This window comes from Pseudoduganella sp. GW821-FHT05F09 (genome assembly GCF_059419605.1).
On the sequence record NZ_JBWKSD010000002.1, the window covers coordinates 43,030 to 59,102 of the forward strand.

At 65.7% G+C, this 16,073-nt stretch carries 14 protein-coding genes; 5 read left to right on the forward strand and 9 right to left on the reverse strand.

Features of this window, described 5'->3' with window-relative positions; all coding sequences use genetic code 11:
- From AC07S4_RS05420 to AC07S4_RS05430, 3 genes are all read right to left on the reverse strand, one after another.
- Positions 1–3,135: an efflux RND transporter permease subunit gene (locus tag AC07S4_RS05420; RefSeq protein WP_494985667.1), complete on the reverse strand. Its 3,135-nt coding sequence runs from the start codon at positions 3,133–3,135 to the stop codon at positions 1–3.
- Positions 3,136–3,147: 12 nt separating this feature from the next.
- Positions 3,148–4,335 carry an efflux RND transporter periplasmic adaptor subunit gene (locus AC07S4_RS05425; protein ID WP_494985668.1) on the reverse strand — a complete coding sequence of 396 codons (1,188 nt, stop codon included), beginning with the start codon at positions 4,333–4,335 and terminating at the stop codon, positions 3,148–3,150.
- A gap of 168 nt (positions 4,336–4,503) precedes the next feature.
- Positions 4,504–5,259 carry a hypothetical protein gene (locus AC07S4_RS05430; RefSeq protein WP_494985669.1) on the reverse strand — a complete coding sequence of 252 codons (756 nt, stop codon included), beginning with the start codon at positions 5,257–5,259 and terminating at the stop codon, positions 4,504–4,506.
- A 184-nt stretch (positions 5,260–5,443) separates the two neighbouring features.
- Here AC07S4_RS05430 and AC07S4_RS05435 point away from each other — a divergent pair, with 184 nt between their 5' ends.
- Both AC07S4_RS05435 and AC07S4_RS05440 read left to right on the forward strand, forming a co-directional pair.
- Entirely contained in the window at positions 5,444–6,934 is a 1,491-nt protein-coding gene (locus tag AC07S4_RS05435) for an ATPase domain-containing protein (RefSeq protein ID WP_494985670.1), read from the forward strand.
- Between the two features lie 5 nt (positions 6,935–6,939).
- Positions 6,940–8,451, forward strand: a complete 1,512-nt coding sequence (locus AC07S4_RS05440; RefSeq protein WP_494985671.1) for a hybrid sensor histidine kinase/response regulator — start codon at positions 6,940–6,942, stop codon at positions 8,449–8,451.
- A gap of 4 nt (positions 8,452–8,455) precedes the next feature.
- Here AC07S4_RS05440 and AC07S4_RS05445 read toward each other — a convergent pair whose 3' ends face one another.
- Both AC07S4_RS05445 and AC07S4_RS05450 read right to left on the reverse strand, forming a co-directional pair.
- The gene (locus tag AC07S4_RS05445; RefSeq protein ID WP_494985672.1) at positions 8,456–10,342 is read right to left on the reverse strand and encodes an MFS transporter; all 1,887 of its coding nucleotides are present in this window, start codon (positions 10,340–10,342) and stop codon (positions 8,456–8,458) included.
- 95 nt (positions 10,343–10,437) lie between these two features.
- Positions 10,438–11,169, reverse strand: coding sequence for a helix-turn-helix domain-containing protein (locus AC07S4_RS05450; protein ID WP_494985673.1), 732 nt, complete (start codon positions 11,167–11,169; stop codon positions 10,438–10,440).
- A gap of 128 nt (positions 11,170–11,297) precedes the next feature.
- On the opposite strand from AC07S4_RS05450, the gene AC07S4_RS05455 reads away from it, so the two are divergent.
- Positions 11,298–11,714, forward strand: coding sequence for a hypothetical protein (locus tag AC07S4_RS05455; RefSeq protein ID WP_494985674.1), 417 nt, complete (start codon positions 11,298–11,300; stop codon positions 11,712–11,714).
- Positions 11,715–11,716: 2 nt separating this feature from the next.
- A complete protein-coding gene (locus tag AC07S4_RS05460) occupies positions 11,717–12,514 on the forward strand; it encodes a DUF2145 domain-containing protein (RefSeq protein ID WP_494985675.1) in 798 nt (265 codons plus the stop codon).
- Here the strand turns inward: AC07S4_RS05460 and AC07S4_RS05465 are convergent.
- From AC07S4_RS05465 to AC07S4_RS05480, 4 genes are all read right to left on the reverse strand, one after another.
- Positions 12,501–13,094, reverse strand: a complete 594-nt coding sequence (locus AC07S4_RS05465; protein ID WP_494985676.1) for a PIN domain-containing protein — start codon at positions 13,092–13,094, stop codon at positions 12,501–12,503. The genes AC07S4_RS05460 and AC07S4_RS05465 overlap by 14 nt on opposite strands.
- On the reverse strand, positions 13,091–13,294 hold the full coding sequence (locus AC07S4_RS05470; protein WP_494985677.1) for a hypothetical protein: 204 nt from the start codon (positions 13,292–13,294) through the stop codon (positions 13,091–13,093). The genes AC07S4_RS05465 and AC07S4_RS05470 overlap by 4 nt, the downstream gene beginning before the upstream one ends.
- Positions 13,295–13,360: 66 nt before the next feature.
- Complete coding sequence (locus AC07S4_RS05475; protein WP_494985678.1) at positions 13,361–14,644, reverse strand: sensor histidine kinase; 1,284 nt, start codon at positions 14,642–14,644, stop codon at positions 13,361–13,363.
- On the reverse strand, positions 14,644–15,285 hold the full coding sequence (locus tag AC07S4_RS05480) for a response regulator transcription factor (RefSeq protein WP_494985679.1): 642 nt from the start codon (positions 15,283–15,285) through the stop codon (positions 14,644–14,646). Before AC07S4_RS05480 ends, AC07S4_RS05475 begins: the two co-directional genes overlap by 1 nt.
- A gap of 149 nt (positions 15,286–15,434) precedes the next feature.
- On the opposite strand from AC07S4_RS05480, the gene AC07S4_RS05485 reads away from it, so the two are divergent.
- Positions 15,435–16,070 carry an energy transducer TonB gene (locus AC07S4_RS05485; RefSeq protein ID WP_494985680.1) on the forward strand — a complete coding sequence of 212 codons (636 nt, stop codon included), beginning with the start codon at positions 15,435–15,437 and terminating at the stop codon, positions 16,068–16,070.
- Positions 16,071–16,073: the final 3 nt, after the last annotated feature.

Genomic DNA, 16,073 nt, shown 5'->3' on the forward strand with positions numbered 1-16,073 from the left:
TCAATGCACTCCTGCTGCGGTGCTGGCGGCGGCCTGGCGTTGCTTGAACAGGCCGCGCACCAGCACGAAAAATACCGGCACAAAGAAGATGCCGAGGAAGGTGGCCGTCAGCATGCCGCCCAGCACGCCCACGCCGATGGCGTTCTGGCTGCCCGAACCGGCGCCGCTCGCAATGGCCAGCGGCAGCACGCCGAGGCCAAAGGCGATGGAAGTCATCAGGATGGGGCGCAGGCGCAGGCGCACCGCTTTCAGCGTGGCGGCCTTCAGCTCCATGCCCTGCTCCTGCAGCTCCTTGGCGAATTCCACGATCAGGATGGCGTTCTTCGCCGCCAGGCCGACCACGGTGAGCAGGCCCACCTGGAAGTACACGTCGTTGGCCAGGTGGAAGCTCCAGGTGGCCAGCACCGTGCCGATCACGCCCAGCGGCACCACCAGCAGCACCGAGAACGGCACCGACCAGCTTTCATACAGCGCGGCCAGGCACAGGAACACCATCAGCAGCGACAGCGTGTACAGCACCGTGGTCTGCGAGCCGGAATCGCGCTCTTCCACCGACAGGCCGTTCCATTCGAAGCCTATGCCAGGCGGCAGCTGGGCCGCCAGTTTTTCCACTTCGGCCATGGCCGCGCCCGAGCTGACACCCGGCGCCGGCGCGCCCTGCACGTTCATCGACGACAGGCCGTTGAAGCGCTCCAGGCGCGGCGAGGCGTAGATCCACTGGCCGCTGGCGAAGGCGGAGAACGGCACCATCTCGCCGCCGCTATTGCGGACGAACCATTTGCCCAGGTCTTCCGGCGCCATGCGCGAATCAGGCTGGCCTTGCAGGTAGACCTTTTTCACGCGGCCGCGGTCGACGAAGTCGTTCACATAGGACGAGCCCCAGCCGGTGCTCAGCACGCGGTTCACTTCGGCGATGGACAAGCCCAGCGCGGTGGCCTTTTGCTGGTCCACGGTGATCTTGTACTGCGGCGTGTCGTCCTGGCCGTTGGGGCGCACACCCACCAGCAGCGGGCTCTTGGAGGCCATGCCCAGCAGCTGGTTGCGCGCGCCCATCAGGGCGTCGTGTCCCAGGCCGGCCTGGTCCTGCAGCTGCAGGTCGAAGCCGCTGGCGTTGCCCAGCTCCAGCACCGCAGGCGGCGCAAAGGCGAACACAAAGGCGTCGCGGATCTGCGAGAAGCTGCCCATGGCGCGGCCGACCACGGCCTTCACATTGCCTGCCGGGCCGGGACGTTCGGACCAGTCCTTCAGGCGCACGAAGGCGATGCCGGTGTTCTGGCCGTTGCCGCCGAAGCTGAAACCGGCCACCGTGAAGATGGAGGCGACGTTCTGCTTTTCCTCGGTCAGGAAATGCCGCTCGACCTGCTCGATCACTTTCAGCGTGCGCTGCTGCGTGGCGCCGGCAGGCAGCTGGATCTGCGCGAACAGCACGCCCTGGTCTTCTTCCGGCAGGAAGGAAGTGGGCAGGCGCATGAAGGCGGCAGCCAGGATGGCCAGCAGCACGGCGTACAGTAGCATGGAGCGCTTGCCGCGATTGAGCATGCCGCCCACGATGCCTTCGTATTTGCCGCTGCCGCGCTCAAAAGTGCGGTTGAACCAGCCGAAGAAGCCGGTGCTGGCGGGCTGGTGGCCCTTGGCCACCGGCTTGAGCAGGGTGGCGCACAGCGCCGGGGTGAACACCATGGCCACCAGCACCGACAGCACCATGGCCGACACAATGGTGACGGCGAACTGGCGGTAGATCACGCCGGTCGAACCGCCGAAGAAAGCCATGGGCACGAACACGGCCGACAGCACCAGGGCAATGCCCACCAGCGCGCCGGTGATCTGGCTCATGGATTTGGTGGTCGCCTCTTTCGGCGGCAAGCCCTCCTCCGTCATCACGCGTTCGACGTTCTCCACCACCACGATGGCGTCGTCCACCAGCAGGCCGATGGCCAGCACCATGGCGAACATGGTCAGGGTGTTGATGGAATAGCCCAGCGCGGACAGCACGCCGAAGGTGCCCAGCAGGACTACCGGCACCGCCATGGTCGGGATCAGCGTGGCGCGGAAATTCTGCAGGAACAAATACATCACCAGGAACACCAGCACCACCGCTTCCACCAGCGTCTTCACCACTTCTTCAATCGACAGCTTGACGAAAGGCGTGGTGTCGAAAGCCACTTCGGCTTTCATCCCGGCCGGGAACTGCCTGGACAGCTGGTCGATCTTGGCGCGGATGGCCTTGGCCGTATCGAGCGCGTTGGCGCCGGTGGCCAGCTTGATCGCCACGCCGGTGGCGGCGTTGCCGTTGAAGCGCGCAACGGTGTTGTAGTTTTCGCTGCCCAGCTCCATGCGGGCCACGTCGCGCAGATGCACGGTGGCGCCGCTGGCGGAGGTCTTCAGCAGGATGGCGCCGAACTGCTCGGCGGTCTGCAGGCGGCTTTGCGCGGACACGGTGGCGTTCAGCTGCTGGCCCGGCATGGCGGGTGCGCCGCCCAGTTCACCGGCCGACACTTCGGTGTTCTGCGCGGTGATGGCCGCGCTCACGTCGGCCGGGGTGAGCTGGAAGCTTTGCAGCTTGGTCGGGTCGAGCCAGATGCGCATGGCGTACTGGGAGCCGAACAGCGTCACGTCGCCCACGCCTTCCACGCGGCTCAGCGGGTCGATCACGTTGGCGGCCACATAGTCGCCCAGGTCGGCCTGCTTCATGCTGCCGTTTTCGGACACGAAGCCGAGCACCATCAGGAAGTTCTTGGTGGACTTGGACACCACCAGGCCTTGCTGCGTCACGGCGGCCGGCAGCAGCGGCGTGGCCAGCTGCAGCTTGTTCTGCACCTGCACCTGCGCGATGTCCGGATTGGTGCCGTTCTTGAAGGTCAGCGTGATGCTGATGCCGCCGGTCGAGTCGCTGCTCGAGCTCATATAGCGCAAGCCGTCGATGCCCTTCATCTTCTGTTCGATGACCTGGGTGACGGCGTCTTCCACCGTCTTGGCCGACGCGCCGGGATAGGCGCCGCTGATGGTGATGGCGGGCGGCGCAATGCTCGGGTATTGCGACACCGGCAGGCCGAGGATGGCGATCACGCCCGCCAGCATGATGACGATGGCCACCACCCAGGCGAAGATCGGCCTATTGATAAAGAAACGTGCCATGGAATACCTCGCTTATTGCGCCGCGCGCTGGTTTGCCGCTGCGGCCGGGCCGGCGGCGGCGGCGGTGGTTGCGGGTTTGGCGGCCACTTGCGCCGGCGCGCCGGGGCGCACTTTCTGCAGGCCGTCGATGATGACGCGGTCGCCCGCGGCCAGGCCGGACTTCACCAGCCACTGGTCACCCACGGTGGCGCCGGTGGCCAGCACGCGCTGCTCCACTTTGCCTTCCTTGTTCAGCACCATGGCGGTGGCCTCCCCTTTCGGATTGCGCGTCACGCCCTGCTGCGGCACCAGGATGGCCTGCTCGTCCACGCCGCTGTCGACCACGGCGCGCACGAACATGCCGGGCAGCAGATCATGCTTGGGGTTGGGGAACAGCGCGCGCAGCACCACGTTGCCGGTGCCGGGGTCCACGCTGGCGTCGGAGAATTGCAGCTTGCCTTCCTGCGCGTACTTGCTGCCGTCGGCCAGCAGCAGGGTCACCCTGGCCTGGCCGCCGTTTTTCTTCAGGCTGCCACTCTCCAGCTCGCGCTTCAGGCGCAGCATGTCGGTGCTGGACTGGGTCACGTCCACATAGATGGGGTCCAGCTGCTGCACCGTGGTCAGGGCGTTGGCCTGGCCTGCGGTCACCAGCGCGCCGGGCGTGACGTTGGAGCGGCTGATGCGGCCCGAAATCGGCGCCGCCACGCGGGTGTAGTCCACATTGATGCGGGCGCTGTCCAGCGCGGCCGCTGCGGCCTCCACGTCGGCCTTGGCCTGCTCGGCGGCGGCCACGGCGTCGTCATAGTCCTGGCGGCTCACGCCTTCGATGGCCACCAGCTCCTTGTAGCGCGCCACTTTCGGCGTGGCGGCGGCCAAGTTGGCCTTGGCCTTGGCCAGCGCGGCCTTGGCCGAGTTGTAGGCGGCCTGGTAGGTGGCCGGATCAATCTGGTACAGCTGGGCGCCGGCTTTCACGTCCGCCCCTTCGGCGAACAGGCGCTTCTGGATCAAACCGCCCACTTGCGGGCGCACTTCGGCCACCTGGTAGGCGGTGGTGCGGCCCGGCAATTCGGTGGTGATGGACAGGCTCTGCGGCGTGACCGTGTGCACGCCCACGGCCGCCACCTGCGCCGGTTTCCCGGCGCCAGGTGCTCCGGCAGTGGTGGGTTGGCAGCCTGCGCTCAGCGCGGCTACGGAAATCAGGACCAGGGAAATAGGTTTCATTGTTGACCTCACATTTATCTTTTCATAGAATGAACGATCATTCTAAGACTGTCAAGCAATTGTTTATTGATGAAACAAAAAAAAGCCCGCCCTCAAAAGGAGAGGGCGGGCCCGAAAGGCTGCAGCAGGGGAGACTGCAGCGGGAGTGAAACTGTTTGTAGCGCGTGCTTACTTCACCGGCTCGGCGTCCACCACCACAGTCTGGATGTTGATGCGGGAAGCAGCCTCGAAGCCGGAGTCGATGCCGGCCAGCAGCCACATCTTGCCGTCGGCGTCGGTCTTGACGATCAGCGGTTCGGCGCTCTTGACGGTCTTGAACTCGGCCATCACCACGCCGCATTCCTGCGTGTTGCCGATATTGCCCAGCACCTGCCCTTCCGTGCCGCCGGTACCCTGGTTGCCGCGGTCCAGGTTCAGGGTGTTGCGGCCGTCCTTGAGCACCGATTTCGGTTCCGTGGCCGAGGCCGCGCCGATGACAAACACCGCTTCGCCCGGCGCGCCGCCCGCGCCGGAGCAGCCAGAGGACACATCGGTGGCGAATTTGACACTGAAAGTAACTTTATAGCTGGTGGACGGCACGAAGCCGCCGAACTGCTTCTTGGCGTACAGGAACATGTCGTCGCTGCGGTTGTGGCCGGCCATGTAAAAGCCTTTGCCGGTGAGCGGCGGGTCCATGGTGCGCTGTTCGAAGACCACGAAATCGGGCGCGTCGCCGTCGCCGTAGTCGGTCGATTCACCCTTCCAGCCGTCGATGGACTGGCCGAAGTCGGCCGTGATTTTCACTGCGACAGGCACGGTGGGCGGCGGAGGACCGGCTTGCGGCACGGCCGGTCCAGGATAGTCGCCCGCGCCGCAGCCGGACAGCCCGGCGGCGATGGCGGCCATGGCGGCAACAGCGGCCGCCGGCTTGCTCAATTGTTTCATCGGATTTATCCCCTGTTGTTATAGGAGCGCACATTGTATGAAAACGGCATTGCAGAAACCGTCACAATTGTAACCATTTGTAGGTTTCCAAACTGAACTAATTGCAAAATGTGCTCTAACGTACATAGTGTTTTTGTTGCCTGCGCTATGATTTCCACAACTTTCTCAGTATCTGCGAGCCACTATGGAACAGCAAAATGAAGACCAGAACCGCACCCTGTCCTCCGGCGTCCCCGGCCTGGACGACATCCTGGCCGGCGGCCTGACGCGCGACCGCTTGTACCTGATCGAGGGCGAGCCGGGCACCGGAAAAACCACGCTGGCGCTGCAGTTCCTGAACGAAGGCGTGCGCCTGGGCGAATCCGTGCTCTACATCACCCTGGCGGAAACCATGGTGGAACTCAGTTCCGTGGCGCACTCGCACGGCTGGACGCTGGACGGCATCCACGTCGAGGAAATCATCCCCGACCAGTCCGCCCTCGCCCCGGAACAGCAGTACTCGATCTTCCATCCCTCGGAAATCGAGCTCGGCACGACCACGCAGCGCATCCTGGCGGCGGTGGAGCAGTACAAGCCCACGCGCGCGGTGCTCGACTCCCTGTCCGAGCTGCAGCTGCTGGCCGAAAGCCCGCTGCGCTACCGGCGCCAGGTGCTGGCCCTGAAGCAATACCTGGCCAGCCGCAACTGCACCACCATCTTCCTGGACGACCGCACCGCCCTCAGCACCGACCTGCAGGTGCGCAGCGTGGCGCACGGCGTGATCACGCTGGACCTGGCCAGCCAGTCCTACGGCAGCGAGCGGCGCCGCCTGCGGGTGGTGAAGTACCGCGCCGTCGCCTTCCGGGGCGGCTCGCACGACTACCGCATCCTGCACGGCGGGCTGCATGTGTACCCACGCCTGGTGGCAGCCGAATCGCGCGTCACCAGCATCCGCCGCCAGCTCTCGAGCGGCCTGCCGGAGCTGGACCACCTGCTGGGCGGGGGGCTGGAGGAAGGCATGAGCACGCTGGTGGCCGGGCCGCCGGGCAGCGGCAAGTCCACCGTGGCGGCGCAGTTCGTGTCGGCCGCCTGCATGCGCGGCGAACGGGCCGCCATGTTCCTGTTCGAGGAAGCGCGCAACAATATGCTGAACCGCGCCGAAAGCCTGGGGCTGAAGCTGAACCAGGCGGTGCAGGACGGCCTGCTCACGGTGCAGCAGGTGGACCCGGCCGAACTGACGCCGGGCCAGTTCACGCAGGCGGTGGTGGAAGCGGCCAGCGCCGGCGCGCGCGTGATCGTCATCGACAGCCTGAACGGCTACCTGAACGCCGTGCCCGACGAGCGCTTCCTGTCGACCTATCTGCACGAGCTGCTCACCTACCTGGGCCAGCGCGGCGTGGTCACCATCGTGGTCGGCGTGCAAGCCGGGCTGATGGGGAGCACCATGACCACGGCGGTGGACGCCAGCTATATCGCCGATAACATCATCACCCTGCGCTACTTCGAGATGGATGGCGAAGTGCGGCAGGCCGTGGCCGTGTTCAAGAAGCGCGGCAGCAGCCACGAGCGCACGCTGCGCGCCTTCTCCATCTGCCCCGATGGCATCCGCGTGGGCGAGGTGCTGGCCGGCCTGCACGGCGTGCTGACCGGCGTGCCGACCAACACCGATCAGGCGCCGCTGCGCGGCCAGGCTTGAGCATCATGGAAAAGCGCATCCTCATCTATGCGCCCACCGGGCAGAACGCCGCCCTGTGCCACAAGGTGCTGGAGATGGCCAGCATCGCCAGCCACGTGTGCGACACGCTGGGCGAGCTGCGCCAGGAGCTGCTGCTGGGCGCAGGCGCGGTGCTGACGGTGGAGGAAGCGCTGACGGCCAGCAGCTTCCGCCTGCTGAGCGAATACGTGGCGCAGCAGCCCAACTGGTCCGACCTGCCGATTTTGCTGCTGCCGCGCGGCGGCGACTCGCTGCTGGTGCGGCGCGCCGTCATCAGCCTGGGCAACCTGACCTTGCTGGAACGGCCTGTGCGCACGGTGACGCTGATCGCCGCGCTGCACGCCCAGCTGCGCGCGCGGGAAAGGCAGTACCAGATGCGCGAGGCCACGCGGCGCAAGGACGAGTTCCTGGCCAGCCTGGGCCACGAGCTGCGCAACCCGCTGGCGCCCATCCGCACCTCGGCCGCGCTGCTGCCGCAGCTGTTCCCGCAGTCGCCGCCGGCCGAGCGCATCAAGGATGTGATCGAGCGGCAGGTGGTGCACCTGACGCGGCTGGTGGACGACCTGCTCGACGTGGCGCGCATCACCAGCGGCAAGATCGCGCTGCAGCGCCAGCCCATCGTGCTGGCCGAAGTGCTGCGGCACGTGATGGAACTGAGCCAGCAGGCCGCGCTGTCCAAGCGCATCCGCGTGGAGCAGCAGTTGCCGGACGAACGCATCGTGCTCGACGCGGACTACGCGCGCGTGGTGCAGATTTATTCCAATGTGCTGTCGAACGCCATCAAGTTCACGCCGCAGGGCGGCCGCGTGGCGCTGCGCGCCTGGCCCGAGGACGGCATGCTGTGCGTGAGCGTGCGCGACAGCGGCATCGGCCTGGAGCAAGAAGCGCTGCCCAAGATCTTCAATATGTTCGAGCAGAGCCGCACCGTGAGCGGGCAGATGTCCAGCGGCCTGGGCATAGGCCTGAGCCTGGCGCGCCAGTTCGCGCAGATGCACGGCGGCACCATCGAAGCACGCAGCGAGGGCATAGGCCTGGGCAGCGAATTCATCATCAAGCTGCCGCTGCCGGAACAGCCTACGCAGGCGCCCGAAGCGGCGCAGCAGGCACCGGCCGGGGTTGCCGAGGCGGCTTCCAGCCGGCGCACCAAAGTGCTGGTGGTGGACGACAACCGCGACGCCGCCGACTCGCTGGGCGCGCTGTTCGAGCTGCGCAACTTCGACGTGCACACCGCCTACGACGGCTACGCGGCGGTGGCCGCCGCCAACCAGCAGCAGCCCGACCTGATCGTGATGGACCTGGGCATGCCCGGCATGGACGGCTACGAAGCAGCGCGCCTGATCCGCCAGCAGCCGGGCGGCCAGGCGATCCAGCTGGTGGCGCTGACCGGCTGGGGCCAGAGCGACGCCCGCAGCCGCACCCAGGACGCGGGCTTCGACCAGCACCTGATCAAGCCGGTCGACTTCGACGACCTGCTGCGCCTGGCCACCGCGGCCACCTAGGCGCTTATTTCCAGTCGCCGCGCAATTCCGCCACCTGGGCGTGCAGCAGTTCGGGGGTGGCGTCCAGCGGCGCGACCGGCTGGCCGACCGCCAGCGCCAGCCGCGAGCGCCAGCCTTTGCGGAAGGCGCGTTCAAACACATTGTCCTTGCTGCGGCTGAGCAGATGGCCCCACAGGCCGCGCAGCGCCATCGGGATCACGGGCACCTTGCTGCGCTCGATAATCTTGGCGATGCCGCCCCTGAACTCGTTGAGCTCGCCCGTGGTGGTCAGCCGCCCTTCCGGGAAGATGCACACCAGGTCGCCCTCGTGCAGCGCCTGCGCGATGTCGATAAAGGCCTTCTCCATCAGCCACGGATCTTCCTTGGCCGGGGCGATCGGGATGGCCTTGGCGGTGCGGAAGATCCAGCCCAGCAGCGGCGTATTGAAGATGCGGTGGTCCATCACGAAGCGGATCGGACGCGGGCTGGCCGCGCCGATCACGATCGCGTCGACGTAGCTGACGTGGTTGCACACCAGTACCGCCGGGCCGCTCTCGGGGATGCGGTCGGCGTCTATGGTCTTCACGCGGTGCAGCGTATGGATCAGCATCCAGGCCAGGAAGCGCATCAGGAACTCCGGCACCAGCGAGAAGATGTACACCGCCACCACCGCGTTCATGATGGCCGTGGCCAGGAACAGCTGCGGGATGGTGAAGCCCTGCCCCAGCAGCACGATGGCCACGCCGGCCGCCGCCACCATGAACAGCGCGTTCAGGATGTTCATGCCGGCGATGGTGCGCGACAAATGGGCCGGCTCGCAGCGAATCTGGATCAGCGCGAACAGCGGCACGATGAAGAAGCCGCCGAACACGCCTATCATCACCACGTCGAACAGGATGCGCAGCGCGCTGTCCTGCGCCATAAAGCCCAGCCACTGCACGGCCGCCGCGTTGGTGTAGCCCATGCTGGCGAAATACAGGTCCACGCCGAACAGCGTGAGGCCGATGGAGCCGAACGGCACCAGGCCGATCTCCACCTTGTGCCCGGACAGGCGCTCGCACAGCAGCGAGCCGGTGCCCACGCCCAGCGAGAACACCGTCAGCAGCAGCACGAACACGCTGTGGTCGCCGTGCAGGTATTCCTTGGCGTAGACCGGGAACTGCGCCAGGATCAGCGCGCCGTAGAACCAGAACCAGGAGTTGCCCAGCATGGACAGGAACACGCTGCGGTTCTGCTTGGAGAAAGCGATGTTGCGGATGGTTTCGCTCACCGGGTTCCAGTTGATCTTCAGGTCCGGCGCCGACGCCGGCGTGAGCGGCACGCGGTAGCTGGCCAGCAGGCCGATCACCGCCACCGCCACCGTGGCCCCGGCCACCAGCTCGATGCCTATGCCTTTGTAGGCCACCAGCACCGCGCCCAGCACCTGGCCCAGCAGGATGCCGACAAAGGTGCCCATCTCGATCACGCCGTTGCCGCCCATCAGTTCCTCGGGCTTGAGCTGCTGCGGCAGATAAGCGTATTTGACCGGACCGAACAGCGTGGAATGCACGCCCATGCCGACCACGGCGGCGATGAGCAGCCACAGCGTATGCGTCATCCAGCCGGCGCCCGCCATCAGCATAATGCCGACCTCCAACCATTTCACCAGCCGCGACAGTCCCGCTTTCTCGAACTTGTCGGCGATCTGGCCGGCCGTGGCGGAAAACACCACGTAAGGCAGGATGAACAGGCCCGGGATCAGATTGGTCACCAGGGACGGCGACATGGTAGTCCAGCTGGCGGCCTCGAAGCCGAGGACCACCATCAGCGCGGTCTTGAACAGGTTGTCGTTGAAAGCGCCCAGGAACTGCACCCAGAAGAAGGGGGCGAAGCGGCGCTGCGTCAGCAGGGAAAACTGGCTGGGCTTGCTCATGGTGGCGGTCTTTGCAAAAGTTAAATGTTGAACATAGACAAAATATATCAGGAAGCCCGGCGCGGCAAGCCGCCAGCGTCCTGGCGAAGCTTGATTTAGCGCAGCAAAGACTGAAACGCCTTCGGCATCCACGGCCGCGCCGCCAGCATGAAGGTCAGCGAATGCCGCTGTTCATACGGCAGGCGGGCGTCGTCCTGGTGCTGGCGGGAGAACTCGTCGGCCACCTGCTTCAGGCGCTCCAGCAGCGCTTTGGCGGAGCGCTGCGACAGCATCACGCTCACCAGCTTCATGATCTCCTGTTCGCCGGCGAAACGCGCGTCGAGGAAATCGCCGTAGGCCTCGCCCCGGAACCAGGTCTGGATCGGGCCGTTCGGTATCCAGCTGAAGGTGCGCGCCACCAGCAGCTTGACGCGGTTGTTCGGCATCAGCCGGAGGAAGCCGGTCTTGTCCAGCCGCAGCAGGTATTTCACCGCCTCCGCCTCGCTGATCTTGTACACCGCCACGATTTCCTCCAGCGGTATCATGTTCAGCGACGCCACCGCCACGATCAGCAGCTTCGTGTCGCCGATGATTTCCTGCTCCTGCGCATAGCTCAACTGCGCAATCAGCTGGGGCGCGTCGGTGGCGGCCTGCACCAGCTCGGCGAAATCCATGCCGACCGCCTCCAGTACCTGCTCCAGCCGCTCCAGCGTGAAACTGCGCTGCGCAAACATGCGCTTGACGCTCGCTTCCGACAGGCCGATACGCCTGGCCAGTTCCGCATACGTTACCGCCTTGGCCTTCAATTGCCGTTTCAGTGCGTCGATCATGAGGCTGGAATGGGACACGGGCTAGCTCCACGCAAAAAGTATTAAAAAATAATACCATGCGTGCAGATTATGACAACTAGTATTGGAATGATTGCCTGCCAGGCTGACCGGGTCCAAGATGCGCCATCAACCCACCGGAGACCCATATGAAACGCCTGCTTTTGCTTTCCCTGCTCTGCCTCACCACCGCCGCCGCCAATGCGAACGGCGCCGGCGCCAACTCCGAGTTGTCGCGCGCCTCCGAAGCGCTGTCCGGCGCGGCAGGCATCGTCGTACTAGGATCGATGTCGGCGGTGGCCGCGTCGGGCTACGTCGTTATCGCCAGCGTGGAGGCGGTGGCCGACGGCAGCGTGATCGTGCTGCAGGGTGCGTCGGACGGCGCCACCGCCTCGGTCAAGCTGAGCGCCAAGGCGGCCGAAGGCCTGTCGCGCGCGGCCGGGCAGGCCGTCACGGTGACGGCCATCTCCACCGGCCACGTGCTGGTCATGTCCGGCAGGGCCATCGCCTTTATTCCGAACGAGGTCGGGAAGGCGCTGATCCACCACAGCCGCGTGGGGCAGTAACCATGCGCCGCCTGATCATGCCGGCCGCCGCGCTGGCCGCCCTGTTCCTGGTCCTGCTTCCGCACGCGGCGCGCGCGGGCAACAGCTGCGAAGACAAGCCGCTGGAAGTGCAATCCATCGTCAAGGGCATGGACCTGGCACTGCGCACCAGCCGCGCGCTGGACGACAGCGGCGCGCAGGTCGCCTTCATCGCGCGCGCCGGGCAGGACCTGAGCAAATACGGCCTGCGCTACTCGCACATGGCGCTGGCGTGGCGCGACGAAGAACGCCAGCGCTGGCTGGTGGTGCACGAACTGAACGACTGCGGCAGCGCCACGTCCGCACTGTTCAACGAAGGCCTGGGCAACTTCTTCCTTGACGATATGTTCCTGTACGAGGCGCAGCTGGTGATACCGGGCCGCGACATGCAGGCCAGGCTGGCGCGCGTGCTGTCCGCCAGCACGCCGCGCAGGCTGCATCAGAGCAGCTACAACATGCTGTCGTATGCCTACTCCACGCGCTACCAGAATTCCAACCAGTGGGTACTGGAAAGCTATGCGGCCGCCAGCGCGGAGCCGGGCCAGGTGGAGACGCGGGCCGAGGCGCAAGCGTGGCTCAAGCAGGCGGGCTTCCGGCCCATCACGGTGGAGATCCCCGCCATGACGCGCCTTGGCGCGCGCATGTTCCGCGCCAACGTGGCCTTCGACGACCATCCCTACGAGCGCCGCATGGCCGGCCAGATCGACACCGTGACGGTGGACTCGGTTGTGCGCTTCATCAAGCAGCAAGACGAGCAGGCACGCGACATTACGATACGCTGACCGGCGGCGGACGGGACAGCCAGCGCCGCTTCGCGTCCTCCGCTCCGGCGGTTGCCCGGAGTTCTTCGAGGGCGACTTCCGAACCGCGCACCGCGACGGCGCGCTGCAAAATCGCGTCGGCATCTTCCAGCAATCCCCGCCGCTGCAAGCCGCGCAAGTAAGCCGAAGTGCTCATCAGCAGCACATTGTCCGGCATACGCCTCAGGAAATTCGTTTTGCGGAGCGCGGAATCTTCGAACAGGAGGATGGCGGCATCCACTTTAGCGAGCAGTTCCCGCGCAAGAATCTCACCGGCCGCCTGCTCCCCCCGGCCACGGCTGCGCAAGTCCGGGCGCAGCGCAAGCAAGGCCAGAAACTCGTCGAACACTTCCGTTTCACCAATTTCAACCCGGTCGCGATGCTGCTCAAGCCAATCCATCACCTCATGCGCGCCGGGCTTGTCCGCATGGGTGACTACCTCATACTCCACCATATCCGGCACTATTACCGGCACGTTCAGCAGCAACAGAGTATCCAGCGCCCGAGCCATTGCCAGCGTAATGAGCGGGCCAGCATCGGTGACGATCAACGATATTTTCATGAGAAAATCTCGCCGTGCAAGGCACGTTGCGCTGAACTGAAATCAGCGTCGCTGTCCACGACGGGCAAGCGCAACCCGCGCGTGGCAAGCTCCGAAAGAATATCACCGCACCACAAACCGGTGCATTCCTGCAAGGCGAGCTGATCTAGCTTCCCCGCAGAATAGGCCTGCAGCAAAGCTTCCAGTTTGGCGGCATCCATGACGTGCTCCCACGGCGGTGAAAGTTTAACTATACGCCGGAGCGCCGCAAGCCGCTTTGATGGGGATCACTGCCCCAGCGGCAGACGGATGGTGATGGTGGTGCCCTGGTGGCCGGTGGCGATGGCCAGGCTGCCGCCGAACGCGTCGGCCCGCTCGCGCATGCCGATGATGCCGATGCCAGCCGAGGCCTGCGCCGGATCGTAGCCCTTGCCGTTGTCGGCGATCTCGATCAGCAGCGCGTTTTCCTGCGGCTGCGCCGCGCGCCGCAGCGTGACCGCCACGCGCGTCGCCCTGGCGTGCTTCACCGCGTTCGACAGCGCCTCCTGCACCGTGCGGTAGGCCGAGATGGCGACCGCGCTATCGAGCCTGGAGAAATCGCCTTCGGCGTGGAACTCGAAACGGCAGCCGGCGCCGGCGCGGTCGTAGTGGCGCACCATTTCCTCGATCGCGCCCTGCAGGCCCAGCATGTCCAGCACTTCGGGCCGCAGGCGGCGCACCAGCGCGCGGCCGCTGTTGTACAGGCCCAGCGCCAGCTGGATCACGCCTTGCGCGCGCGTGGCGATTTCCTGCGCCTCCGCACCCTGCTCCAGCTTGCGCGACAGGTCCACAATGCGCTGCGACTCCAGCCGCACCGCGATCAAGGTCGCGTTCAGCTCATCGTGGATTTCCAGCGCGATGCTCTTGCGCTCCTCCTCCACCGCGCTGTTCACCTTGCGTATCAGGCGGCGCTTCTCCGCGTCGGCCTCGCGCAAGGCGCGGATGGACGCGTTCAGCGAATGGCTGAACTGCCTGGCCAGGTGCCAGGCCAGCAGCGCGCACACCAGCAGCCCAAGGCTGGCCACCAGCAGCGCGAAGTAGAAGCGGCCGGTCTGCTTGCGCAGCATGGCGGTGGACGACATGGTCACGCGCACGTGGCCGACCGTCTCCACCGTCATGCCTTCCGGTCCCGGCGCCAGGGTCTGCACATTCATCCAGACCAGCCGCCGCAGGATGGGCGCCTCGTAGTAGTTCGGCTCCGGCTGGCCGCCGCTGCGGCTGGCCACTTGCAGCAAGGGCTTGCGCGCCTTGTCGAACAGCTCCACCTTGTGGATGCTGCTGTCCGACTGCACCATGCGGCTGACGCTGGACCTGAGCTCGTCGAGCTTGCCCAGGCTGATGCTGTATTCGCTGCTGTCGGCCAGCACCTTGGCGACGAGCGGCCCGCGCTCGGCCAGCTCCTCCCGCACCTCGGTCTGGCGCGACTGCCAGGCGTAAGCCACAAAGGTGACGAACATATACGCCACCGGCACGATGATGATGGACAGCAGCCGCGCGCGCACGCTCCAGCCGCGCCAGAAGGCCAGCGCCATCAGGGCTCAATCAGGCCGTGCTTGACGGCCAGCCGCGTGATCAGCGCGGGCCGGTGCACACCCAGCTTCTCCTTCACCGCCTGGCTGATATTGCTGATGGTCTTGGTGGACACGTCCAATTTCTCGGCGATTTCCGCGTTGGTCAGGCCTTCGGCCATCAGCGTGAAGATCTCCAGCGCGCGCTCGTCGAGCTGCGCCTGCGGCGACTGCTCGCCCTGCACCGACAGCTGCGCCAGGCGTTCGGCAATCTGCGGCGCGAAATACAGACCGCCCTCCTGCGCGCGCCGCACCGCCGCCGCCAGGTCCGCCGGGTCGCAATCCTTGGTCATGAAGGCGCGCCCGCCAAGGCGGTAGGTTTCCTTGATCAGGCTGTCCTGGTCGAACTGGCTCAGGAACACGATCTTCGCCGACGGCGTCTGCGCCAGCACCTGCTTGGCCACGTCCAGCCCGGTCAGCTCCTCGCCGAAGCGGATGTCGAGCACCAGCACGTCGGGCTGCAAGGCCGCGAACTGCGCGATGGCCTCGGCGGGCGTGCGCGCCTGCCCCACCACCTCCATGCCATGGCTCTCCAGCGACATGGCAAAGCCCGTCATGACGATCGGATGGTCATCCGCCAGCAAAACCCGTGTTTTCCGTTCCATCTTCTATCCAGTCGCAAAAATTAATTCCATTGGAGAGAAGCATATCACACCATTCATTTCCACCAAAACTGCTTTTCAAGTTCTATTTGATGGAATAGTATACTTCCACAACCTAGCAATTTTGGGTTCCACATGAACACGGAGCGCACATGAAGAACGAAAAAAACCTGACCGGCATCACGGTGGTCGCAGCCCTGCACCTGGCATTGGCCGTGCTGGTGATGAGCAGTTCCCGCATCACGGTGTTCCATTTGCCGGAGACCACCGTGGATCTGGTGAAGGAGGTGGTGGAGCCGCCGCGCAAAGTGGAATACACCGACCTGCCGATGGACGCGCCGCGCCAGCCCGACATCTACGTGCCGCCCGTGCCGGACCATATTCCGCAGCAGCAGTCCAACGTCACCGCCCGGCCGCTGACGGACAGCGCGCAGCCGTCGACTCCCGGCCCGGTGGTGGCCAGCGCAGACACCGGCGCCGCCCGCGTGGCGCCGGCCAGGGCGGCTGTGCATGTGGCGGCGGTGGTGGACGCGGCCAACTGCGCCAAACCGGACTACCCGAAAAGCGCGCTGCGCAACGGCGACTCCGGCGTGGTCACGCTGGCCCTGCTGATCGGCACCGACGGCCGGGTGGCGGATTCAAAGATAGAAAAGTCGAGCGGCTTCCGCGACCTGGACCGCGCCGCTCAGGTGGGACTGGGGCTGTGCAGGTTCAAGCCCGGCACCATAGACGGCGTGCCGCAGCAATCCTGGACCCGCATGCAGTACGTGTGGAACCTGGATGATTGAACG

Excerpts from the sequence above, each read along its gene's own strand:
- AC07S4_RS05420 (WP_494985667.1), bottom strand. The coding sequence starts at position 3,135 with ATGGCACGTTTCTTTATCAATAGGCCGATCTTCGCCTGGGTGGTGGCC.
- AC07S4_RS05425 (WP_494985668.1), bottom strand. The coding sequence starts at position 4,335 with ATGAAACCTATTTCCCTGGTCCTGATTTCCGTAGCCGCGCTGAGCGCA.
- AC07S4_RS05430 (WP_494985669.1), bottom strand. The coding sequence starts at position 5,259 with ATGAAACAATTGAGCAAGCCGGCGGCCGCTGTTGCCGCCATGGCCGCC.
- AC07S4_RS05435 (WP_494985670.1), top strand. The coding sequence starts at position 5,444 with ATGGAACAGCAAAATGAAGACCAGAACCGCACCCTGTCCTCCGGCGTC.
- AC07S4_RS05440 (WP_494985671.1), top strand. The coding sequence starts at position 6,940 with ATGGAAAAGCGCATCCTCATCTATGCGCCCACCGGGCAGAACGCCGCC.
- AC07S4_RS05445 (WP_494985672.1), bottom strand. The coding sequence starts at position 10,342 with ATGAGCAAGCCCAGCCAGTTTTCCCTGCTGACGCAGCGCCGCTTCGCC.
- AC07S4_RS05455 (WP_494985674.1), top strand. The coding sequence starts at position 11,298 with ATGAAACGCCTGCTTTTGCTTTCCCTGCTCTGCCTCACCACCGCCGCC.
- AC07S4_RS05460 (WP_494985675.1), top strand. The coding sequence starts at position 11,717 with ATGCGCCGCCTGATCATGCCGGCCGCCGCGCTGGCCGCCCTGTTCCTG.
- AC07S4_RS05465 (WP_494985676.1), bottom strand. The coding sequence starts at position 13,094 with ATGAAAATATCGTTGATCGTCACCGATGCTGGCCCGCTCATTACGCTG.
- AC07S4_RS05470 (WP_494985677.1), bottom strand. The coding sequence starts at position 13,294 with ATGGATGCCGCCAAACTGGAAGCTTTGCTGCAGGCCTATTCTGCGGGG.
- AC07S4_RS05475 (WP_494985678.1), bottom strand. The coding sequence starts at position 14,644 with ATGGCGCTGGCCTTCTGGCGCGGCTGGAGCGTGCGCGCGCGGCTGCTG.
- AC07S4_RS05480 (WP_494985679.1), bottom strand. The coding sequence starts at position 15,285 with ATGGAACGGAAAACACGGGTTTTGCTGGCGGATGACCATCCGATCGTC.
- AC07S4_RS05485 (WP_494985680.1), top strand. The coding sequence starts at position 15,435 with ATGAAGAACGAAAAAAACCTGACCGGCATCACGGTGGTCGCAGCCCTG.